The organism is Nocardioides sp. LML1-1-1.1 (assembly GCF_040676175.1).
Classification (GTDB): domain Bacteria; phylum Actinomycetota; class Actinomycetes; order Propionibacteriales; family Nocardioidaceae; genus Nocardioides.
Map to the genome: position 1 here is coordinate 412304 of NZ_JBEGHK010000001.1, position 21596 is coordinate 433899.

General features: G+C 74.6%; 17 protein-coding genes and 2 tRNA genes. 8 read left to right on the forward strand and 11 right to left on the reverse strand.

Features of this window, described 5'->3' with window-relative positions; all coding sequences use genetic code 11:
- Nucleotides 1-29: 29 nt before the first annotated feature.
- The 4 genes from MRBLML1_RS02025 to MRBLML1_RS02040 are packed head-to-tail and all read left to right on the forward strand — an operon-like array spanning nt 30 to nt 7484.
- Nucleotides 30-3170, forward strand: a complete 3141-nt coding sequence (locus MRBLML1_RS02025; protein WP_364510650.1) for a hypothetical protein — start codon at nt 30-32, stop codon at nt 3168-3170.
- Nucleotides 3171-3201: 31 nt separating this feature from the next.
- On the forward strand, nt 3202-4191 hold the full coding sequence (locus tag MRBLML1_RS02030; RefSeq protein WP_364510652.1) for an AAA family ATPase: 990 nt from the start codon (nt 3202-3204) through the stop codon (nt 4189-4191).
- A 15-nt stretch (nt 4192-4206) separates the two neighbouring features.
- Nucleotides 4207-5361: a DUF58 domain-containing protein gene (locus MRBLML1_RS02035; protein WP_364510655.1), complete on the forward strand. Its 1155-nt coding sequence runs from the start codon at nt 4207-4209 to the stop codon at nt 5359-5361.
- The gene (locus tag MRBLML1_RS02040; protein WP_364510658.1) at nt 5358-7484 is read left to right on the forward strand and encodes a transglutaminase-like domain-containing protein; all 2127 of its coding nucleotides are present in this window, start codon (nt 5358-5360) and stop codon (nt 7482-7484) included. Before MRBLML1_RS02035 ends, MRBLML1_RS02040 begins: the two co-directional genes overlap by 4 nt.
- Here MRBLML1_RS02040 and MRBLML1_RS02045 read toward each other — a convergent pair.
- The gene (locus tag MRBLML1_RS02045; protein WP_364510660.1) at nt 7423-9051 is read right to left on the reverse strand and encodes a protein kinase domain-containing protein; all 1629 of its coding nucleotides are present in this window, start codon (nt 9049-9051) and stop codon (nt 7423-7425) included. The two genes, MRBLML1_RS02040 and MRBLML1_RS02045, sit on opposite strands and share 62 nt — an antisense overlap.
- Nucleotides 9052-9085: 34 nt before the next feature.
- Nucleotides 9086-9158, reverse strand: a tRNA-Glu gene (locus tag MRBLML1_RS02050).
- Between the two features lie 155 nt (nt 9159-9313).
- Between MRBLML1_RS02050 and MRBLML1_RS02055 the strand changes: the two genes are divergently transcribed.
- Nucleotides 9314-9390: transfer RNA gene (locus MRBLML1_RS02055), tRNA-Phe, on the forward strand.
- A 49-nt stretch (nt 9391-9439) separates the two neighbouring features.
- On the opposite strand, the gene MRBLML1_RS02060 is transcribed toward MRBLML1_RS02055, so the two are convergent.
- The 3 genes from MRBLML1_RS02060 to MRBLML1_RS02070 all read right to left on the reverse strand — a co-directional run bounded on the left by MRBLML1_RS02060 (nt 9440) and on the right by MRBLML1_RS02070 (nt 12542).
- Entirely contained in the window at nt 9440-10003 is a 564-nt protein-coding gene (locus tag MRBLML1_RS02060) for a hypothetical protein (RefSeq protein ID WP_364510663.1), read from the reverse strand.
- Nucleotides 10004-10034: 31 nt separating this feature from the next.
- Complete coding sequence (locus tag MRBLML1_RS02065; protein WP_364510666.1) at nt 10035-11543, reverse strand: hypothetical protein; 1509 nt, start codon at nt 11541-11543, stop codon at nt 10035-10037.
- Between the two features lie 96 nt (nt 11544-11639).
- Entirely contained in the window at nt 11640-12542 is a 903-nt protein-coding gene (locus MRBLML1_RS02070; RefSeq protein ID WP_364510668.1) for a formylglycine-generating enzyme family protein, read from the reverse strand.
- A gap of 80 nt (nt 12543-12622) precedes the next feature.
- Here MRBLML1_RS02070 and MRBLML1_RS02075 point away from each other — a divergent pair, with 80 nt between their 5' ends.
- Nucleotides 12623-14038: a sulfatase-like hydrolase/transferase gene (locus tag MRBLML1_RS02075; protein ID WP_364510671.1), complete on the forward strand. Its 1416-nt coding sequence runs from the start codon at nt 12623-12625 to the stop codon at nt 14036-14038.
- Here MRBLML1_RS02075 and MRBLML1_RS02080 read toward each other — a convergent pair.
- Both MRBLML1_RS02080 and MRBLML1_RS02085 read right to left on the reverse strand, forming a co-directional pair.
- The gene (locus MRBLML1_RS02080; protein ID WP_364510673.1) at nt 14029-14340 is read right to left on the reverse strand and encodes a hypothetical protein; all 312 of its coding nucleotides are present in this window, start codon (nt 14338-14340) and stop codon (nt 14029-14031) included. The genes MRBLML1_RS02075 and MRBLML1_RS02080 overlap by 10 nt on opposite strands.
- On the reverse strand, nt 14337-14948 hold the full coding sequence (locus MRBLML1_RS02085; protein WP_364510676.1) for a TetR/AcrR family transcriptional regulator: 612 nt from the start codon (nt 14946-14948) through the stop codon (nt 14337-14339). Before MRBLML1_RS02085 ends, MRBLML1_RS02080 begins: the two co-directional genes overlap by 4 nt.
- Nucleotides 14949-15026: 78 nt before the next feature.
- Between MRBLML1_RS02085 and MRBLML1_RS02090 the strand changes: the two genes are divergently transcribed.
- Together MRBLML1_RS02090 and MRBLML1_RS02095 are read left to right on the forward strand one after the other, a co-directional pair.
- Nucleotides 15027-15782: an SDR family NAD(P)-dependent oxidoreductase gene (locus MRBLML1_RS02090; protein WP_364510679.1), complete on the forward strand. Its 756-nt coding sequence runs from the start codon at nt 15027-15029 to the stop codon at nt 15780-15782.
- Nucleotides 15783-15816: 34 nt separating this feature from the next.
- On the forward strand, nt 15817-17193 hold the full coding sequence (locus MRBLML1_RS02095) for a hypothetical protein (protein ID WP_364510682.1): 1377 nt from the start codon (nt 15817-15819) through the stop codon (nt 17191-17193).
- Between the two features lie 12 nt (nt 17194-17205).
- Here MRBLML1_RS02095 and MRBLML1_RS02100 read toward each other — a convergent pair whose 3' ends face one another.
- The 4 genes from MRBLML1_RS02100 to MRBLML1_RS02115 all read right to left on the reverse strand — a co-directional run bounded on the left by MRBLML1_RS02100 (nt 17206) and on the right by MRBLML1_RS02115 (nt 21496).
- Nucleotides 17206-17391, reverse strand: a complete 186-nt coding sequence (locus tag MRBLML1_RS02100; protein ID WP_278258611.1) for a DUF3073 domain-containing protein — start codon at nt 17389-17391, stop codon at nt 17206-17208.
- Between the two features lie 142 nt (nt 17392-17533).
- A complete protein-coding gene (gene purM / locus MRBLML1_RS02105; protein WP_364510685.1) occupies nt 17534-18595 on the reverse strand; it encodes a phosphoribosylformylglycinamidine cyclo-ligase in 1062 nt (353 codons plus the stop codon).
- A 17-nt stretch (nt 18596-18612) separates the two neighbouring features.
- On the reverse strand, nt 18613-20082 hold the full coding sequence (gene purF, locus MRBLML1_RS02110) for an amidophosphoribosyltransferase (protein WP_364513096.1): 1470 nt from the start codon (nt 20080-20082) through the stop codon (nt 18613-18615).
- A 25-nt stretch (nt 20083-20107) separates the two neighbouring features.
- Nucleotides 20108-21496: an FAD/NAD(P)-binding protein gene (locus MRBLML1_RS02115; RefSeq protein WP_364510689.1), complete on the reverse strand. Its 1389-nt coding sequence runs from the start codon at nt 21494-21496 to the stop codon at nt 20108-20110.
- Nucleotides 21497-21596: the final 100 nt, after the last annotated feature.

The following is a 21596-nucleotide window of genomic DNA, read 5'->3' on the forward strand; positions in this document are numbered from 1 at the left end:
TCGCCGACGGAGCGAAGGAGACGATGGCGATGAGGCGGATCTCGGGGCCGCGGAGGTGGCTGACGCGCGGTCGTTCGGCACGCGGCACGGCCGAGCTCTCGGTGGTCGTCGTCGCGGCCTCGCTGCTCGCCGGGCTCGTCTTCGGCAACGGTCTCGCCCGCACCTCGCTCGACCTGACGGACGGCCTGAGCTGGCTCAAGGACGAGCCCTCCGGCGAGGTGCTCCAGGTCAACCCGCTCACCGGCGAGCCGATGGGCGCGCTCGACGCGGGTGACCCCGACGACCCCCTCCAGCTCGCCCAGTACGACGGCGGCCTGGTCGTGCTCAACCGGGCGACCGGCACGATCACCTCCTTCGACCTCGCCACGATCTTGCAGACCGGCCAGAGCCGGGTGCGCGACGGCGACCAGGTCGAGCTCCTCGCCCACGACGAGCAGTTCTTCCGGCTCGACAAGCAGGAGGGCACCTTCGCGGCGCTCGACGCGGTGACGACCCGGCCCGTCGGCGAGATCTGGTTCTCCCCCACCGGCCTGGTGGACGCCAAGATCGACGAGCAGGGCACCATCTGGGTGCTCGACCCCGAGGGCCTGGTCACCGCGCTGACCTGGTCGCCGGCGTCGCAGACCTTCATCGTCGAGGACACCCGCAAGGTCGAGCACTCCGGTCCCGGGTCGGTGCTGGTGGCCCACGCGAAGGGCGTGACCCTCTTCGGCCCCGACAACGGCATCGTCGTCCAGATCGGCACCGGCCGCGACATCGTCCACGGCGGCGTCGACATCAAGGGCCACCTGGCCGGTCCGGGCGTCAGCCCCGACGACCTGGTGCCGGTCTCCTCGCCGGACAACGGCACCGTGGTCATCGTGTCCGGCGAGCGCGTCGTCCAGGTCCCGCTCGGCACGGCCTGCGAGCGGCCGGGCGCGCCGCTGGCCTTCCACGACTCGGTCTACGTGCCCTGCGCGGGCGAGTCCACGGTGCTGCGGCTCAGCCCGGACGGCAAGGTCATCGGCGCCATCCGGACGCCCGCCGAGGGCTCCGGCATCGAGCTGGTGCTCGACGACGGCTACCTCCTGATCAACGTGCAGGGCGCCGACACCGGCATCCGGGTGCTGCCGAACGGCGACACCAAGACCTTCACCCGCCGCGACCGCGGCGCCCCGGTCCGCAACGGCCGGAACGACGGCGGCTACCCCGACCTCCAGCAGAACGCCGGGCAGGACCGCGACCAGGGCCGCGACCGCGAGCCCCCGCCGCCGATCAAGGTCTCCACGCCCCCGATCAAGCTGCTCCCGCCGCCCGAGGGCGGCCGGGACCACGGCGGCAAGGACCCCGGCCGCAACCCCGGCAACGGGGACCAGGACGGTCTCGCGGCGCCGAGCAGCGTGGTCGCCACCGTCGAGGGCGGCCGGGTGGTCGTCCGCTGGTCGCACTCCGGCCGGCCCGGCGCCGAGGCGTTCGAGGTGCGCGAGGCCGGCGGTGGCCGGGTCGCCTACCTCCGCGACGGCGACCAGCGCGAGGTGCGGCTCAAGGAGCGCGCGCCGACCACGCCCACCGCCTGGACCGTCACCGCGATCAACGGCCGTGAGCGGGCGGTGTCCGCGCCGTCCAACGAGATCCCGGACGACGGCGCACCCGACGAGCTCGCGGCCCCGGTCAGCGTCCTCGCCACCGCCGAGCCCGGCGGGAAGGTGCGCATCTCCTGGGCGCAGAGCGGCGAGGTCGCGCCCGAGCACTACCGCGTCGAGCGCTCCGGCGGTGCCGTGCTGACGCAGGACCTGACGGCCGACGACCGCGACTACGTCGACGACGGCGCCGCGCTCGGCAAGCCCGTCACCTACGTCGTCACCGCGGTCAAGGGCAAGGAGCGGGTCCGGTCCGCGGCCTCCAACCCGGTGACGCCGGCCCGCGACCCCGAGCCGCTCGCGACGCCCGCGAGCGTCGTCGCGACCCCGCTGGGCGACGGCACCGTCCACCTCACCTGGACCCACGCCGGGAGCACCCCGGCCGGCCAGTTCACCGTCGCCACCGGGGCCGGCACCGACGTCACCCCCTCGGCGGGGGTGGCCGGCGGGGCCCGCGAGGCGACCGTGACGGCACCCCTGGGCACCCCGGTGACCTTCACCGTCACCGCCGTCAACGGCGACCAGCGCGCCACCTCTCCCGCCTCCAACCAGGTCACCCCGGCCCGCGACCCCGACCCGGTGACCGCGCCGACCGGCGTCACGGCCACCGCGCAGTCCAACGGGACGGTCCGGGTCACCTGGAGCCACACCGGCACGGCGGCCGCCGAGTTCGTCGTCAACGGAGGCGGCCGGGAGGTCGCCCGCGCCAACGGCACCGAGCGCGAGGCCGTCGTCAACGGGGTCGCGCCCGGCACGCCCGTCTCCTTCACCGTGACCGCCGTGCTCGGCAGCCAGTCCCGGACCAGCGCGGCGTCCAACACGGTCACGACCAGCAGCCAGCCCGGTGCCCCGCCGAACGTCCGGGTCGACGCCGAGCCGACCAGCACCCCGAAGATCTACCGGGTCAAGGTCACCGTCACCTGGGACGCCGCGGCCGACCACGGCTCCGCGATCACCGGCTACTCCGTGACCATCGGCGGCGGCGGCCTCGGCGAGCGCACCGTGGCAGCGACCGCGGACCAGCGCAGCGCGTCGGCGACGTTCGGCTGCAACTACCTGGACGACAGCTGCGGCAGCCTCGGCGAGGACTTCGTCGCGACGGTCACCGCCACCAACGCCTTCGGCACCGGCCCCGCCGGGAGCAACCAGACCGACGTACCTCCGCCGCCGCAGCCGGGCGCACCGGCGAACGTGCGGGCCGACGGCGACTTCCGGCGCACCGGCACCCCGATCTACGCCGACGGCACCTGCACGATGACCGTCACCTGGGGCGCGGCGCCCGACAACGGCTGGCCGATCGCGGGCTACGACATCACCTTCGGTGACGGCGCCGCGGCGATCACCCGGACCACCGACGGCGCCGGCCGCAGCGCGACCGCGACCAGGGACTGCGAGGCCGGCAACGGCGCCGAGGACTTCACGGTGACCGTGCGCGCCCGCAACGCCAGCGCCACCGGACCGGCCGCGAGCGCCACCGGGACCCTCAACACCGGCGCCCGCTGGAGGTGCTGGCCGGACCCGCCGGTCGGCACCAACGAGCAGTGCCGCTGATCCCCCGACGACCCCAGGAAGGCCGCCGCTCGTGACCGCCACCATCCCCACCGCCGCTCCGACCCCGCAGGACATCGCCGACTTCCGCGCGCTGCACCAGCGGGTGGGTGACGCGATCGAGCGCGCCGTGCACGGCAAGCGGCCGATCGTGGACCTCGTCCTCATCGCCACCTTCACCGGCGGTCACGTGCTCCTCGAGGACGTGCCCGGCACCGGCAAGACCACGCTGGCCCGGGCGACCGCCCAGGCCCTCGGCGGGACCGTACGACGCATCCAGTTCACCCCCGACCTGCTGCCCGGCGACGTCACCGGCACCACGATCTTCGACCCCCGCGACGGGGCGGTGCGCTTCCGGCCGGGGCCGGTGTTCGCCAACGTGCTGCTCGCCGACGAGATCAACCGAGCCGCCGCGAAGACCCAGTCGGCGCTGCTGGAGGTGATGGAGGAGCACACGGTCACCGTCGACGGCGAGGCCCACCCGGTGCCCGCGCCCTTCGTCGTGATCGCCACCCAGAACCCGGTCGACCTCGACGGCACCTACAAGCTGCCCGAGGCACAGCTCGACCGCTTCCTGGTCCGCACCGCGCTGGGCTACCCCGACATCGAGCACGAGCTCGACGTGCTCCGGCCGGGCAGCACCGCGGGCGTCATCGGCGAGGTCGCGGCGGTCACCACGCCGGCCGAGGTCGCCGACCGGATGGCCCGGCTGCGGCACCTGCACGTCGCCGACCCGATCCTGCGCTACGTCCGCGACATCGGGGCCGCCTCCCGCAAGGACCCGCGGGTCCGGCTCGGCGCGAGCACCCGCGGGCTGCGGGCGCTGGTCCGCTGCCTGCAGGTCTACGCCGCCGCGCAGGGCCGCCACTACGTCATCCCCCACGACGTGCAGCGTCTGGCCGAGCCGGTGCTCGCCCACCGGATCGTGCTCACCCGCGAGGCCGCGCTCGGCGGGCACACCGCCGACGCCGTGCTGCACGACGTGCTGCAGACCGTCGAGCCGCCGCAGCCGGACCGCGGGTGAGTCGTGGCCCTCGCCGTGCCTGAGCCGCTGGCCGTGCTCACCGCGCGCGGCCGCCTCACCCTGCTCGCCGCGCTGCTCCTGCTCGGGCTCGGCCTGTGGTGGCACTACCCCGTGCTCGCCGGGCTCGGCGGCATCCTCGCCCTGCTGGTGCTCGCCGAGGTGGTCGCCTGCCACGGCGCGCCCCGGGTCGTCGTACGACGGGAGGTGGAGCCGCGTGTCGTGGTCCGCGGCGAGAGCTGCCGCGGGCACCTCAGCCTGACCGGCCGGCCACGGACCGGGCTCGCCCGGCTCGACGTGGCCGACCAGGTGGACGGCCGGCGGGTGCCGGTGGCACTGCCGCGCGGTGCCGGCGACAGCGGGGTCGGCTACGACATCCCGACCTCGCGGCGCGGCCTGGTCGACGTCGGGCCGCTGCACGTGCGCCGCTCCGGGCTCACCGGGATGGCCGCCCGCTCCGCCGAGGCGGGCGAGGTGCTCCAGGTCCGGGTGCTCCCGCGGCGGATCCCGCTGAGCGGCATGGCGCCCGGCCACCGGCGCGCGGTCAACGCCGGCGGTGACGCGATCGAGCACGGCGGCACCGACCTGGTCGGGCTGCACGAGTACACCGTCGGCGACGACCTGCGCCGCCTGCACTGGCCGACCTCGGCCCGCACCGGCACGCTGATGGTGCGCGAGGACGCCGACCCGTCCGAGCCGCACGTCTTCGTCCTGCTCGACGACCGGGTGGCGAGCTATCCGGACGAGGCCCAGTTCGAGGAGGCGGTCGAGCTCGCCCACGCGCTGTGCCACGCCGCGGCCGAGGCCGGCCACCCGCTGCGCTTCCGCACCGCCAGCGGGCTCGCCGAGGTCGACGTCGCGGGGCGCGACGCGGGCCGGCACAGCCCCGAGGTCGAGCACCTGGAGTGGCTGCTCGCCGAGATCCAGCCGGCCGAGGAGCCCGCGCTCGCCGACCTCGGCACCCGCGATCTCGACGTCTTCACCGCCGTCACCGGCCGCGCGGCCGACCTGGCCGACCTGGCGCTCGCCGCCGCCGTCGCGCTCGGCCAGTACGTCCTGGTCGTCGACCCCGCCCCCGCCGCCGGGGTGGAGCAGCGCGCCGGGCTGGTCCTGCTCCGCGGCCGGACCTCGACCGACCTGGCCGCCGCCTGGGAACGGACCGTGGCCCGGTGAGCGCACGCGACGTCGCCACGACGGCCTGGTCCGCGGCCCTGCTCGTGGCCGGCAGCGTCTCGCTCGCGCTGGCGTGGGGGCACTGGGCACCGCCGCTCGTGATCGGGGCCGCGGCCGTCGTACCGATGCTGCTGCTGGGGCTCGCGCTCCGGCTCGGCGTCTCGCGCTGGGCGAGCACCTCGGTGCTGATGATCCTGCTCGTGCTGCTGGCCTACCTGCTGGGCGCCGAGGGCGGCACGTCGTTCACCAGCACCGTCTCCGACGCGCTGCCGCTGCTGCTCACCGAGCCGCAGCCGCTCGCGCCGAGCGCCCGGCTGCTGGCCGCGCCCGTGCTCCTCGCCGGCATCGTCAGCCTGCTGGTCGGCCTGCGCCGCGACCGGAGCGCACGCTTCGCGCCGGTCTGCGGCGCCCTGGTGCTCTACGTCGCCGGGCTGCTCCTGACCTCCGGCGACGGCGACCCGCTCGGCCTGCTCGCGGCGGCGATCGTGGTCCTCGCCCTGGCCGGCTGGACCCTGCTCGACGAGCACGCGGAGCCCACCGCCCGTCGGACGCGCGTGCTGGTGCCGGTCGCCGCCCTGGCCGTCGGCGTGGTCGCCGGCGTCGCGGCCGTGCCCGCGAGCAACGCCTTCGACCCGCGCGAGGTCGTGCACGCGCCCACCACCGAGCAGTCGGTGCCGAACCCGCTGCCCCAGATGCACGCCTGGCTGCTCGACCCCGCCGTCGAGCTGCTCCGCGTCGAGGGCACCGCCTACCCGCTGCGGCTGGTGACGCTGACCGAGCACAACGGCGCGAGCTGGGAGGCACCGACGAGCTATGCCCGGTTCGGCACGATCGGCTCCCCCGCGCTGCCCCGCGGCCCGCGCCAGGCCGTGCTCGACGAGCAGATCGACCTGCTCGACCTGACCGGTCCGTGGCTGCCGACCCCCGGGACGCCGACCGCGCTCGACCTCGACGGCGCGCTCTACGACGTCGAGACCGGCGCCGTCTACGCCCCCGGCCGCACGGCCGGCCTGCGCTACGACGTGTCCGCACAGAGCGACGCACCGGAGCCCGCCGCCCTCGCCGAGGCGGACGTCCCGGACGGGGACGCGGCAGCGCCGTACCTGCAGGTGCCCGACTTCGGCGCCTCCGGTGCCGAGCTGACGCAGACCCTGCTCGGCTACGCCCAGGAGGCGACGGCCGGGACGAGCACGCCGTACCAGCGGGCGGAGGCGCTGGAGCAGGCCGTCCGCGGCAGCCGGCGGGTCGACCCCGAGGCGCCGTCGGGGTCGAGCGGGGCCCGGATCGTGCAGTTCCTCGGCGGTGCGCCCGGCACGTGGGGCGCGCAGAGCGGCACCTCGGAGCAGTTCGCCACCGCCTTCGTGCTGCTCGCCCGGATGTCCGGCCTGCCGACCCGGCTGGTCGTCGGCTTCAAGGCCGGCACCGAGCAGGCCGACGGCACCCGGCTGGTGCACGGCCGGGACGCGCTGGCCTGGCCCGAGGTCTACTTCGAGGACCAGGGCTGGGTGCCCTTCCAGCCCACCCCGGAGGACGACACCTTCTCCCGCCCCGACGTGACGCCGCCGCCCCAGCCGGCGCCGCCGACGCCCACCCCGACCGAGCAGCCGACGGAGGCCGCGACGCCGCCGCCGACGCAGCCCACGGCCGACCGGCCGGGCGGCTCCGGCGGCGGGGGCGCGCTGCCCTGGTGGCCGCTGGCCGTCGCGGTGCTGGTCCTGCCGCTGGCGGCGCTGGGCGCGGCGCGCGGCGTGCGCTCCTTCCGCCAGCGCCGCTCCGGCGCCCGCGGGGCGTGGGCGGAGGTCCTCGACTACCTGGTGCTGGCCGGCCGGCCCGCCGCCACGCACGAGTCCGCGACCCAGGTCGCCGAGCGGGCCGCCACCGCGCTCGGCACGCCGGAGGTCCGGCCGCTGGCCGACGCCGCCGAGCAGGCGGCCTTCGGCCCCGAGCCGGTCCCGGAGCGCGGGGACGCCCCCGCCGGGCTGGCCGTGGTGCGGCGGGCGGCCCGTCGTACCGTCCCGGTGTGGCGGCGGCTGTGGTGGCCCTTCGACCCCCGGCCGCTGCTCAGGAGCGGCAGCGCGGCGCCTTCGCCGCGGCGAGCTCCCCGTCCAGCGTCGTCGCGATGACGGTGTAGCAGAGGTCCTTGGCCTCCGGGTCGACCCCGGTGATGGCGTACGACGTGGTGCCGGCGGCGAGCAGCTGTCCGAGGATCGCCCGCACCGGGCGGGTCTGCACCACGGTGAACGACGCCTCGCCGCCCGTCCGGTCGGCCCAGGTCAGGGTGAGCGTGGTGCCCTCGTCCTTCAGGCTGCGCAGCACCGGGCTGATCGCGGGGTTGTACTTCGGCGGCTGCACCGTGCCACCCGAGCTGGGGTCGAGCGTCGGCAGGGCGGTGGCGCCCTGGTCGCGGCGCTGCGGCGGGTCGTCGCCGTCGCTGCGCAGGGTCTGGGCCGCGATGCCCAGGCTGATCCCGACGATGGTCGCCACGACGCCGAGGACGAGCGCGATCCGCCGCTTGCGAGGCCGGGGCTCGTCGGCGCCGGGCAGCACCTCGCCCTCCGGGCCACGGCCGCCGTCGTCGATGCCGTGGGCCGTCGGCTCGGCATCGCGGACCTCGGCGCTGCCGGGGGCGTGGGAGAGGACCGACAGCGCGACCGGGCCGGGCTCGGCGACCGGCGTGGGCTCGGGCTCCGGCGCGTGCGCGGGCTCGGCGGGCGGCCGCTCCGCGGTGTCGTCGCGGTGCCGGCGGGGCACCGGGGCCGCCGTCGTGCCGGCCTCGGGCGCCCAGGCCCGCAGCGAGGCACGCAGGTCCTCCAGCGCGTCGCGCATCGCCGCGGCGTCCGGCCAGCGCTCGGCGGGGTCCTTGCGCAGCGCCCGCTCCACCACCGCGACCAGCCCGGCGTTGGCGTCGGTGACGGCGAGCGGCCGGTGCGGCTCGGTCCGGGCCCGGCGAAGGTAGGCCAGCGCCGTGTCGTCCTCCGGGTCGTCGGAGGCGAACGGCGGCCGCCCGTCGAGCAGCGTGAACAGCGTCGAGCCCAGCGACCAGATGTCGTCGGACGCCGTCGGCGGGTGGCCGTCGAGGATCTGCGGCGAGGCGTGCCGGTAGGTGAACCGCTCCGCCGACGCGGTGTGCTCGGAGCCGGCGAGCCGGGCGATGCCGAAATCCGCGAGGACGTACGACGTCGGCAGCACCAGCACGTTCTGCGGCTTCACGTCGCGGTGCAGCACGCCGTGGGCGTGGGCGAAGGAGAGCGCGTCGGCCAGCACGGTGCCGATCGCGACCACGTCCGGGGCCGGGATGGGACCGGTCTCGTGCAGGCGGTGGTCCAGGGACCCGCGCTCGTAGTGGTCCATCACGATCGCCGGGCGGCCCGAGGCCGTCGTACCGGTCGCCAGGACGGTCATGATGTTGGGGTGCTGGCGGCCGAGGCTGACGGTGATCTCGACCTCGCGCTGGAAGCGGGACACCGTGGTGGCGTCGTCGACGAGCAGCACCTTGATCGCGACGTCCCGGTTCAGCCGGGCGTCGCGGGCGCGGTAGACCACGCTCTCCCCGCCCCGCCCGATCTCGACGAGGTCGGTGTAGCCGGCCAGCGACTCCCCCGCCGTCGGCGGCGGGCCGGGCGCGGCCGGCTCCGCCGGCATCCAGGCGCGGTCGTCGTGCGGGTCACCGCCCGAGACCTCGCCCGCCATCCCCGTCCTCGCTCTCGCGCCACGCCGGTTGGAGCACCCCCAACCGGATTCGAACCGGCGTACCCGCCGTGAAAGGGCGGTGTCCTGGGCCGCTAGACGATGGGGGCCCGCCGTCGCCGGACCAGGCCCACGACAGCCGGGCCAGCATAGTGCGCCGCCGCTGCCCCGCGCCCATCCCGGCCCGAGGCCGGCCACCTGCCGTCCACGGGTGTCCGCCGCTTTCGTGAGAACCGGGGGGCTCTAGTAAGGTGTGCGACTGCCTGGCCAGGTAGCTCAGTTGGTACGAGCGACCGACTGAAAATCGGTAGGTCGGCGGTTCGACCCCGCCCCTGGCCACCAGCACACGAAGGGCCCCGCAGCGTGCTGCGGGGCCCTTCGTGCTCCTGGCTCAGTGGACCAGGCGGAAGTACTTGCGACGCCGATCCGTGTCCGGCGAGGCCGGGTCGACGACCTCGGCCCGCCCGGCGGCGAGCAGGCCGCTCAAGGCCCGGGAGATCTCGTCGTTGCGCAGACCGGCAGCCGCGCCCTCAGGCGACTCCGCGATGTCCTTGGGGCTGCGCGGGACCGTGCCGTCCAGCGCCGCGAGCACCACGCGCTCGACCTGCGACCGGCGGGTGCCGGTCGGCTCGGCGGTGCGAGCCGCATCCACCACGTCGAGCTGGGCCGACATCAGCTCGTTGATCGCCCACAGGGCGCCGGCGAGGTAGGCATGACCGTTGTGGCCGTCGAGCGCCTTGACGGGTTGGTTGTCGACCTCGCCGACCTCCAGCCGCTCGCGCAGTGCCGCGACCGCGGCCTGGACGTCGCGCACCTCCGCCTCGCTGCCTCGTGCCAGCACCCGGCCGAGGTCGCCCACCACACCGACGGCATCGCTCAGCCCCTTGCCTTGCTCGCGGGCCCGTGATCCGAGCGTGTCCAGCAGCAGGGCAAGGTGCGATGTCATCCCCGTCATGGACCCATCCTGCCAGGGGCCACAACTATTGTCAATCAGTGTGACCCTCAGTCGGCTCGAGCTCGGTCTCGATCCAGCGCACGGTCCGCTCGGCCGAGTCATGGATCCACACACCGCGCGCGGTCGGCGCCGGACAGGTGGCCGGGTCGTCCGCTCGGGGCAGCTCGACCAACGGCGGGCCCTCGTCGTACGGCGCGCCGAAGACCGCCTCGACCCGCGAGCCCCGAGCCGGTGCCGGTTCAGGGAGCCGCCGCACCCAGTGCGCCGGCCCCGCGACCAGCGCCACGAACGCCTGCGAGCTGGCCAGGAGCGGGGTGACCAGCTCGGTCATCGAACGGGACTTGCTCGTCATCGCCGGGACGAGCACCAGGTTGACCCCGATCTCGGCGAGCTGGTGGAGCACGTCGGTGTTCATCGCGTCCCGGCAGATGAGCACAGCGATCGTCCAGCGCTGGCCGACATGGACACGGACCTCGCTGCCGGCCTCGATGTTCTCCTCGTAGCCGTCCACCGGCGCAGGTGACAGCTTCGGAGGGGTGACGACCTCGTGGAGCACCGAGGGCCAGGTGCCGGACAGGCACAGCCAGGCCTCGTTGAGGAGCGCACCGGACTCGGTGATCCCACAGCTGCCGCCCACGACGAGACGCGGTGCGCGACGCAGGTCGCGCAGCAACGGCCGCAGGTGGTCGACGGTGTCGTCGTTGAGGGTGTACTCCGGCAGCAGCAGGACATCGGCTCCGGCCTCGCCCGCGGCGGCCGCCAGCCGAGCCACCCGCCGCGCCTGGCGTTCGGGCGCCCGAGGTCCCCGGTTCGTGTAGCGGCGAGGCTCCTCGGCGCGGTGGATGTCCAGCTCGTCGAGGGCGAGGTTCGGCTGGCCGATCGCGATCCGCAGGCTCTGGTCGCTGCCGAGCGGTCCGAGCCGGTTCCAGGAGTCGAAGTCCAGGACGTAGTCGACGGAGGTGTCCCGCAGGGCCAGCCGCAGGTGCGGCAGTGCGGTCAGCTCCCGGGTCGGCAGGTTCGAGGGACGCGAGTTCGGGCGGTGCTCACCGAGGAAGGCCGCCGGCGAACGCGGTAGGACCGGGTACGCCTCTCCGACCCGGAGCCGGTGCTCGCCGCGCGCGTGGAAGTGCTCGACGAAGGTCGAGCCGTACACCTCGTCGACCGCCCCGGCGACCGCACGAGCCACCACGGCGGCACCCATCGCGGCATCTCCTCCGAACCACGCGGGCGCCCGGTCCAGCTCGGCCGGGAGCAGGTCGGCCAACGCCGCACGAGCGGCGATCGTCGCGAAGCTGCTCACGGCCGCCTCGTCATCAGCCAGGCCGTCGGCCCGGCGCAGTCGGCCGACGACGACGGTCTGCAGGTCGGACATCGTCACCCACGGCTCACCACCCACCAGGGACCACGCCGCGGGCGCCGGTCGATGGACGTGGCAGAACCTCAGCAGCGCGCTCGCGAGGTCGAGCCACCGCGTCTCGAGCGGACCACCCGTCAACCAGGCGTCGAGCTCACGGCGCAGCTCTTCGATCTCCCCCGCCACCCACGCCTCACTTCCGCCGTCCTGGCAGGTGAGGTTATCCCGGCCGGCGCCACCGCCCACCGGTTCCTGTCGATTCTGAGACAGGGACGGGCGTCCTCAGGCGTCCCGCACGCACCGGAACCCGAGGTGCCCGGTGCTGCTCGCGAGCGCCTGACCCTGCCGGGCGCTGGCCCGGTACCGGCGGCAGTACGACGGCGCGCACAGGTGTGATCCCCCCTTGGTGACCCCGCGCGCCTCCTCCGCCGCGGGCCCGCTGGGCGCGCAGCAGCTCGCCACGAGGGAGAGCGGCGCGGGACCGTGGTCGTCGGTCCAGGGCGAGGAGGTCCACTCCCAGACGTTGCCGATCATGTCGACGAGACCGAAGGCGTTGGGGCGGTAGGAGCCGACGGGCGTCGTACCGGCGCCGCGGGGGTCGTCGTGACGCCACGGGAAGTCGCCGCGGAAGGTGTTGGCCATCGGCCGGCCGCGCGGCTCCAGCTCCTCCCCCCACGGGTACGTCGTGGTGGCGCCCGCCTGCGCGGCGTGCTCCCACTCGGCCTCGGTCGCGAGCCGCTTGCCGGCCCAGGCGGCGTAGGCGAGGGCGTCGGCGTGCGCGACGTGGACGACGGGGTGCTTGTCCCGGCCGCTCAGCGAGCTGCCGGGGCCGGCGGGGTGGCGCCAGTCGGCGCCGGGGACCCAGGCCCACCAGCGCCGCCAGTCGTCGAGCGGCACCGGGCCGGCCGGCGGGGTGAAGACGAGGGAGCCGGGGGCGAGCTCGTCGAGGCGCTCGCCGGGGACGGGCGGCGGGGGCAGCTCGGCGAGGGTGACGTGACCGGTGTCGGCGACGAAGCGACGGAACTCGGCGTTGGTGACCGGGTGCTCGTCGACCCAGAGGTCGGGGACCTCGACCCGGCGCACGGGTCGCTCCTCCGGATAGGCGTCCTCGCTGCCGATGCTGGTGGGTCCGCCGGGGACCAGGACCCCGCGTGCGGTGCGGTGCGTGCTGTCAGCGCGTCCCATCGTGGACACCCCCTCGTGCGTCGTCGGGCATGAAAACTATTATGTCGACAGGTTTAATCCACTATGCAGGAGGCTCCCCCGTGCCCGACCAGTCCACCACGCCCTCCGGTCTCTCCCGCCGCGGTCTCGCCGGTGCCGCCGTCGGCGTCCTCGGCGCCGCCGCCGTGGTCGGCGCCGGCGCGGGCGAGGCGTCCGCCGAGCAGCCGTTCCGCGCGATCGCGAGCAAGGGCCGGCGCCCGCGGCCCAACATCCTCATCATCCTCGCCGACGACCTCGGTGCCGCCGACCTCAGCGCCTACGGCTCCCCCGACATCGAGACCCCGCACCTCGACGCTCTGGCCGCCTCGGGCGTGCGCTTCACCCAGGGCTACTCCGCGGGCGCGGTCTGCTCGCCCACCCGCATCGCGCTCTACACCGGCCGTCACCCGGGCCGGATCCCCGGCGGCCTCCAGGAGCCGATCGGCCAGGCCAACGACCGTGACGGCATCCCGCCCTCGCACCCGACCCTGGCCTCGCTGCTCAAGGGCGCCGGCTACTCCACGCACATGGTCGGCAAGTGGCACGGCGGCTTCCTGCCGACGTTCGGGCCGCTCAAGTCCGGCTGGGACACCTTCTACGGCAACTACTCCGGCGGCCTGGACTACTTCAGCAAGTACGCCCACAACGGCCTCTACGACCTGTACGACGGCGAGACCCGCGTCGAGGACCCGCGCTACTACACCGACATCCTCACCGAGAAGGCCACCGCGGTGATCCGCGCCGGCGCGCGGCAGCACCGGCCGTGGCTGTTCAACCTCAACTTCACCGCCCCGCACTGGCCCTGGGAGGGCCCCGGCGACAAGGCGGTCAGCGACGAGCTCACCACCCGCCTGCGGAACGGTGACGCGCAGGCGCTCTTCCACAACGACGGCGGCTCGCTGGAGAAGTACAAGGAGCTCGTCGAGCACCTCGACCGCTCGATCGGCAAGGTCCTCGCGGAGCTGCGCCGCACCGGCCAGGACCGGGACACCATCGTGCTCTTCGCCAGCGACAACGGCGGCGAGCGGTTCAGCTACAACTGGCCGTTCACCGGCAACAAGGCCGGCGTCAACGAGGGCGGCATCCGGGTCCCGGCGATCCTGTCCTGGCCCGGCCGGATCGCGAAGCGGCAGGTCGACGACCTCCCGGTGACCACGACCGACTGGACCGCGACCTTCCTCGAGCTCGGCGGGGCGAGCCCCGACCCGGCGTACCCGCTCGACGGCACCAGCCTGGTCGGCCACCTCTTCGAGGGCGAGGACGTGCCCGAGCGCGACCTGTTCTGGCGCACCCGGAGCGGCCGGGCGCTGCGCCGGGGCGACCTGAAGTACGTGCGGCTGAACGGCACCGACCGGCTCTACGACCTCGCGGTCGACGTACGGGAGCAGGCGGACCTGGCGAAGAAGCGGCCCGCCGACCTCGCGGCGTTGCGCGCCGCCTGGGAGAAGGTGGACGCGGGCCTGCTGGCCTACGCCTGAGCGGGGACGGCGCCCGTCCGGCGCAGCGCCGGGCGGGCGACCAGCCAGTAGAGGACCGTGCCGAGCAGGCCGAGCAGCACCATGAGCAGCACGTAGACGAGCTTGCTCTGGTCGGCGGCCTCCCAGGTCGAGTCGGGGATCCGCAGCGCCTGGACCAGGACCGCGACCCAAAGCACGAAGAGACCGACCAGGACCAGCCCGGCGACGACCCCGCCGAGCACGACGACGAGCCCGAAGGCCTCGCCGGAGCGGTCGCCGCGCTCGTCGGCGGCGAGCAGGAGCAGGGCGTGGGAGCGGGTCACGCTCGCATTGTGCCGCCATCGAGCTCCCGCGGCCACCAGCTCGGCAGCAGCCGCGCGTAGAGCGCGAGCAGGTCGTCGACGCCCAGCTCGGGATGCTCCAGCCAGGCCGCGATCACGCCGACCGTGCCGTCGGCGATGAAGCGCGCGGCGGCGTCCGCGACGACCCCGTGCTCCAGCCCCGGTACGTCGAGCGCCACGTCGACGCCGGAGACCTCGCGCAGGATCCGCCCGCTCTCGCGGAAGTGCCGCCCGAGCATCCCGCGCAGCCCACGGTCGGCGTCCCCGTCGGCCAGCCCGGCCCGGTAGATCGCCGCGTGCCGGGCCACGTGCTCCAGCACTCCGCGGGTCACCGCGGTCACCGCCCGGGCCACCTCCTCGGCCGGCGCTCCGGGCACCGGGAGCCCGGCGCGCAGCTCGTCGAGCTCGGCGCCGAGGGCGGCCTGGAGCAGCTCGTCGACCGAGCCGGCGTGCTCGTAGACGGTCGAGCGGTGGACGCCGGCCGCGGCGGCGACCGCGGTCATCGAGATCTCGGCGGCCGGCCGCCGGGCCGCCAACCGGAGCACGGCGTCGTGCAGGAGGTCGCGGCTGCGCTGCTGGCGGGGGTCCACCCGCGGAATGTTATCCGACATCTGTAGGTTAACTCGCTATCCGACACCTGTCGGAGAGAACTCAGGAGGTAACCCACCATGGCCACCTACGACGTAGCCGACCGCTCCGCCATCGTCACCGGGGGCGGCTCCGGCATCGGCCGCGCGGTCGCCGAGCTGCTGGCCGCCAACGGCGCGTCCGTGCTCGTCGCCGACATCGACGCGGACGCCGCGCAGGGCGTCGTCGACGCGATCACCGCCGCCGGCGGCACCGCCGCGCCCTTCGTCGGCGACGTCGGCGACCCGGACACCGCGACCGCGATGGTCGCGGCCGCCGAGGCGCTCGCGCCGCTGCGGATCGCCGTCAACAACGCCGGCATCGGCGGCGCCAACGCACCCGTCGGGGAGTACCCGATCGACTCCTGGCGCAAGGTCGTCGACATCAACCTCAACGCCGTCTTCTACGGCGTGCGCGCGCAGGTCCCCGCGATGGCCGCCCACGGCGGCGGCGCCATCGTCAACATGGCCTCGGTGCTCGGCTCGGTCGGCATCGCCGGCTCCTCGGCGTACGTCACCGCCAAGCACGGCCTGCTCGGCCTCACCAAGAACGCCGCCCTCGAGCACAGCGCCCAGGGCGTGCGGGTCACCGCGGTCGGCCCGGGCTTCATCACCACCCCGCTGCTCGAGGCCAACCTCGACGCCGCCACCCGGCAGGCGCTCGCCGACAAGCACGCCACCGGCCGCCTCGGCACGCCGGAGGAGGTCGCCGCGCTGGTCGCCTTCCTGGTCTCCGACGCCGCCAGCTTCGTCACCGGCAGCTACCACCTGGTCGACGGCGGGTACGCCGCCTCCTGAGGCCCCGGCAGCGCCCGCGTGAGACGCTGCGCGGGTGCTGCCCCGCTTCGAGATCGTCGCGCGCCACCGCCCGGTCGACGTCGTCGGGAGCACCCTCCTCGCCGAGCGGTACGACGACCCGCGGGCTCAGCAGTCGAGCACCGGCGCGCTGCCCCTGCTGGCGCCGTTCGCGGCGGTCGAGCTGTCGCTCTCGGGCCGCGGCGGCGGCACCGCGGCGAGCCTGGCCGGCCCGGACGGCTCCCAGCTCTCCGCGGTCGTCGACCAGGGCCGGGTCTGGATCACGGTCCGCTCCGGCGCGACGGAGACGGTCCACCGCAGCCGCCGCCACGGCAGGACCCGGCGCTCGCCGGGCCGCCTGGCGCTCGCGCTCACCGGGACGCAGGTCTCGGCGCTGACGTTCGAGGCCGGCTCGTGGGTGCTCCGGGCCCGGGTCGACCTGGCGGCGGACCACGTCCGCTCCCCCGAGTGGCTCTCCGGGCTGACCGCCTCGTGGACGTCGACCGAGCCGGGCACGGTGACCGCCTGGCGGGCGGGGACGTTCGGCCAGCTGGGGCTGCGCGACATCAGGCTGGTGACGGAGGCCGACGGCTCGGCGTACCGCACGGTGGACGGGTCGGTGCTGCTGTCGGCGACCAGCGCGGGACCAGGGTTCTTCGGCACGGCACACACCTCTACGTGGACTCTTGACGCACAAGGGGGGGTGCGGCGCGGTGCCGAGCTGTACTTCCAACGACCCGATCGCCCCGGGGGCTACGGCGACCACGCGACCCACGTGGTCCGCGACGGCGATCGCTGGCTGGTCGCCACCAGCACCTGGTCGGACTTCCCCGACGACAAGCGGGCGCGCGCGGACGCCCGGGTGGCGGTGACCCTCGCCGAGACGAGCGCCGACCTGACCGGCGGGCAGCACCTGCTGACCACCCGGGCGCTCGACCTGCCGACGGACGGGCCGAGCGTGGGGGTCTGGGACCCGCACCTGGTCCGCACCGGGGAGGAGTGGCTGGTGGCCTACGTCAGTGCGCGGCGGTTCTTCGACTTCCACCCGGTGCTGGCGAGCGGCCCGTCGCTGGAGGCGCTCACGCTGCGCGCCGCCGCGGCCGGCCGTACGGCGACGGAGGGCAGCACGCTGCACCACGACGGCGCCGCGTGGCGAGTGCTCGCCAGTGACGGTCGCGACGGCCCGCGCGGACGGCGCGGACGGTTCCCGGTGCTCGACCTCGACCTGCGTGAGATCGGCACGGTGGACGCACCGTACCCCTCGAACCTGCCGTGGCCCACCGTCGTCCCGCCGGACCCGGCCGACCCGGACGACCGGTGGCGGCTGGTGACCTTCGACGGGACGCCGTCAGGCGGCGCGCTCGCGGGCTACGGGACCCACGGAGACGTGATCGTCATGCACGAGGCGCGGTGACGCGCGTCGTGCCTACCGATCACTCGGGTCGGCGTAGTCCGACCACTTCTCGAGCACCTCGGGCTCGACCTCCTCGGTGCGGCTCGCCGGCTCCCCGTGGAGCTCAGCGGCCAACGCCGAGAGATCGGTGTCGTGAGTGCGGTACTTCAGGTCGCGTGCGACCTTGGTCTGCTTGGCTTTCGCTCGGCCGCGGCCCATAGGGTCCAGCCCCCTCGCACACTTGGCCGGGAACCCTCCGGGCCCCGGACTGCTGAATCAGAGTCTCGTGGGCCTAACGGTACATGGCCGGTGGGTGTTCCCGCACGCCAGCCCACCCGAAACACGCGGTGGGAGACCCAGGTCACCAACCGGGGTGCTGACCGACCAGCTCGACGGTGCCCTGCTGCTCCGGATCGACGGCGACCTCGCCGGCGACCCAGGAGTCGACGCCGAAGTCCGCGAGCCGCGCGAGCACCGCTTCGGCGGCGTCGGGCGCGACCAGCGCGACCATGCCGACGCCGCAGTTCAAGGTGGCCTCGAGGTCGGGCTGGGCGACCTCGCCGACCTGCCGGACCAGGTCGAACACCGGGCCCGGGGTCCAGGTGCCGCGGTCCAGGGTCGCCTTCAGCTCCGGCGGCATCACCCGGGCCAGGTTGTTGGCCAGGCCGCCGCCGGTGACGTGCGCCATCGCGTGCGTCTCGGTCTCGCGGGCGATCGCCAGGCAGGGCTTGGTGTAGAGCCGCGTGGGGACCAGCAGCTCCTCGCCGAGGGTGTGGCCGAGCTCCTCGACCTGGCGGTCCACGGTCCAGCCGGCCTGGGTGAAGAAGACGTGACGGGCCAGGGAGTAGCCGTTGGAGTGCAGGCCGCTGGCCGCCATCGCGACCACGACGTCGCCGGGACGCACCCGGCCCGGGCCGAGCAGCGCGTCGGCCTCGACCACACCGGTGGTGGCGCCCGCGACGTCGTACTCGTCGGGGGCGAGCAGGCCCGGGTGCTCGGCCGTCTCGCCGCCGACCAGCGCGCAACCGGCCTCCACGCACGCCTCGGCGATGCCCTTGACGATGGCCGCGATCCGCTCGGGGACGACCTTGCCGGTGGCGATGTAGTCGGTCATGAACAGCGGCTCGGCGCCGCACACGACCAGGTCGTCGACGACCATGCCGACGAGGTCGAAGCCGATCGTGTCGTGCTTGTCCATCATCTGCGCGACGGCGACCTTGGTGCCGACGCCGTCGGTGGAGGTGGCCAGCAGCGGACGCGTGTACGACGTGAGGGCGCTCGCGTCGAAGAGGCCGGCGAAGCCGCCGAGGCCACCGAGCACCTCGGGCCGGCGGGCCTTCTCGACCCACTCCTTCATCAGGTCGACGGCGCGGTCCGCGGCCTCGATGTCGACGCCGGCACGGGCATAGGCGTTCTCAGCCACGGTTCCCCTTGGTTCGCTCACGGGTTGTTGAAGACGGGAAGCGCCTCGCCGTGCGTGCTCGGCGAGAGCGTCGCCTCCAGCAGGTGCTTGCCGAGCAGGCTCTCGTCGGGCAGCTCGATCGGGTAGTCCCCGGTGAAGCAGGCGGTGCACAGCGTGCTCTGCGGCTGGCCGGTCGCCTCGACCATGCCGTCGAGGGAGATGTAGCCGAGGCTGTCGGCGCCCACGCTGGCGGCGATCTCGTCGACGTCGAGGCCGTTGGCGATCAGCTCGGCGCGGGTGGCGAAGTCGATGCCGTAGAAGCACGGCCACTTCACCGGCGGGCTGGAGATCCGGACGTGGACCTCCAGGGCGCCGGCCTCGCGGAGCATCCGGACCTGGGCGCGCTGGGTGTTGCCCCGCACGATCGAGTCGTCGACCACCACGATCCGCTTGCCGCGGATCATGTGCTCCAGGGCGTTGAGCTTGAGGCGGATGCCGAGCTGGCGCAGGGTCTGGCTGGGCTGGATGAACGTCCGGCCGACGTAGGCGTTCTTGACGAAGCCCTGGCCGAACGGGATGCCGCTCTCCAGCGCGTAGCCGGAGGCGGCGGGCGTGCCGGACTCCGGCACCGGGATCACCAGGTCGGCCTCGACCGGGAACTCCCGGGCCAGCTGGCGGCCCATCTCGACCCGCGCCTCGTGCACGCTGCGCCCGGCGATCGCGGCGTCGGGGCGGGCGAGGTAGACGTACTCGAACACGCAGCCCTTGCGGCGCGGCTCGGCGAACTTGTGCGAGCGCAGGCCGTCCTCGTCGATGACGAGCAGCTCGCCGGGCTCGACCTCGCGCACGACGCTGGCGCCGATGGTGGCGAGCGCGGCGGACTCGCTGGCCACGACCCAGCCCCGGTCGAGCCGGCCGAGCACCAGCGGGCGGATGCCCTCGGGGTCGCGGGCGGCGTACAGCGTGTTCTCGTTCATGAACACGAACACGAAGGCGCCCTCGACCTGCGGCAGCAGCTCCAGCGCGCGCGCCTCCAGGGACTGGTCGGGGTGGTGCGCGAGGAGCGCGGTGACCAGGCTGGTGTCGTTGGTCGACGCCTCCAGGTTGCGGGCGTGGATGTCGAGCTCGCCCTCGTCGCTGGGCAGCTGCTGGACCATCTGCGCGAGCGCGGCGGTGTTGATCAGGTTGCCGTTGTGGCCCAGCGCGATCGAGCCGTCCTCGGTGGGCCGGAACGTCGGCTGCGCGTTCTGCCAGGTGCTCGACCCGGTCGTGGAGTAGCGGCAGTGGCCCACCGCGAGGTGGCCGGTGAACGACGCCAGCGCGTTCTCGTCGAAGACCTGGGAGACCAGTCCCATGTCCTTGTAGACGAGGATCTGCCGGCCGTTGCTGACCGAGATGCCGGCCGACTCCTGACCGCGGTGCTGCAACGAGTACAGACCGAAGTAGGTCAGCTTGGCGACATCCTCACCCGGGGCCCAGACGCCGAAGACTCCGCACACGGCCTCCAGCCTACCGGCGGGGAGGGGGTGAGCGTCAGTTGGCGATGGTGCGGCGAGACGTGCGCTGCACCACGGTGGCCGCGACCTGGGCCGCCTGGGCGCGGATCTCGGGGATCGCGGTGGACTCCCACAGCGTGCCCTTGCGCGGCGGGCCGACCAGGTGGAGGTCCGGCACGGGGAGCCCGGCGGCGTCGAGCACCTGGCCCTCGGGGGTCGCGTCGAGGCCGAGCGCGAGCGGGTCGGGGGCGACGGTGCCGCGGGCGAGGAGCGCCTGGATGAGCGGGTCCGCACTGCGTCGTACGTCGGACAGGGGGCCGGTGCAGTTGACCACCGCGTCCGCGTCGTGGGTCTCGGCGCCCGCGGTCACCCGGCAGCGCTCGCCGAGGTCGGTGACGCCCTCCAGGGTGCCCGGCCGCACGTGCAGGCGGCCCTCGTAGCGGTAGCGCTGCAGCCGGAGCGCGACGTCGGGGGCCATCCGGTGGCGTCGTACCTCCCAGTCGCGGGCGTAGACCTGCAGGAAGCGCTCCCGCTCGGCGTGCGGCAGCCGGCGCCAGAGGTCCTGGGTGGCGGGGCGCAGGCCGTCGACGACCGCGCGCCAGCCGACCCCGCGCTCGGCGGCGGCCTGGCACTCCTCGGTGACGGCGGCGGCGATCGCGTCGGCCGTGACCGGGCCCTCGGGGACCTTCGTCACCCAGGCGGTGTGCGCCTGCCCGACGTGCGGCTTGGGCAGCAGGCCGTGGCGGCTGAGCATGGTGACCTCGCGCTCGGGGCCGTCCTCCAGCAGCGTGATGACGGTGTCGACGGCGGTCAGGCCGGTGCCGACGACGACCACGTGGGCCTCGGCCGGGAGCGCGCGCAGCCGGGCCAGCTCCCACGGGTTGGCGACGTGCCAGGGCGCCTCGGGCACCGGGGCGCCGTCGGCGAGGGTGAGCGGGCGCGGCGGCTGGTTGCCGTGGCAGAGCACGACGGCGTCGGCGTGCGAGCGGGAGCGCTCGGTGACGATCTCGAAGCCGGCCGCCGAGGGGACGACGTCGAGCACCCGTCCGGCCCGGACCCGGAGCCGGTCGTCGGCGACGTCGGCCAGCCGGTCCTGGAGGTAGATCGCGTAGTCCGCGCGCGGCAGGAAGCCCTGCGGGTCGCTGCTCCGCCCGGTCCGCAGCGCCCAGTCGAGCAGGTCCGAGGGCGAGTCCGGGAAGGCGCTCATGTGCCGGGCGCGCACGTTGAGCAGGTGCCGCTGGTCGTTGGTGCCGTAGGCGATCCCCCGCCCCACGATGCCGCTCGCCTCGTGGATGACGACCTCGAGCGCGGGGTCGTCGGAGCGCACGAGCAGGTTGATCGCCGTGAGCACCCCGCTCGCGCCGCCGCCGATCACCGCCACCCGGGTGCGCTCGGCCACGGGTCCGCGGTGCTCGGTCAGCGTCATGCGACAAAGTCTAGAGCATCACTCGACATTGGGTTGAGTTGTGGGTTCCCACCCGCGAGTTGTGGGTTCCCACCCGCGACTTGTGCCAAGTCACCGGTGG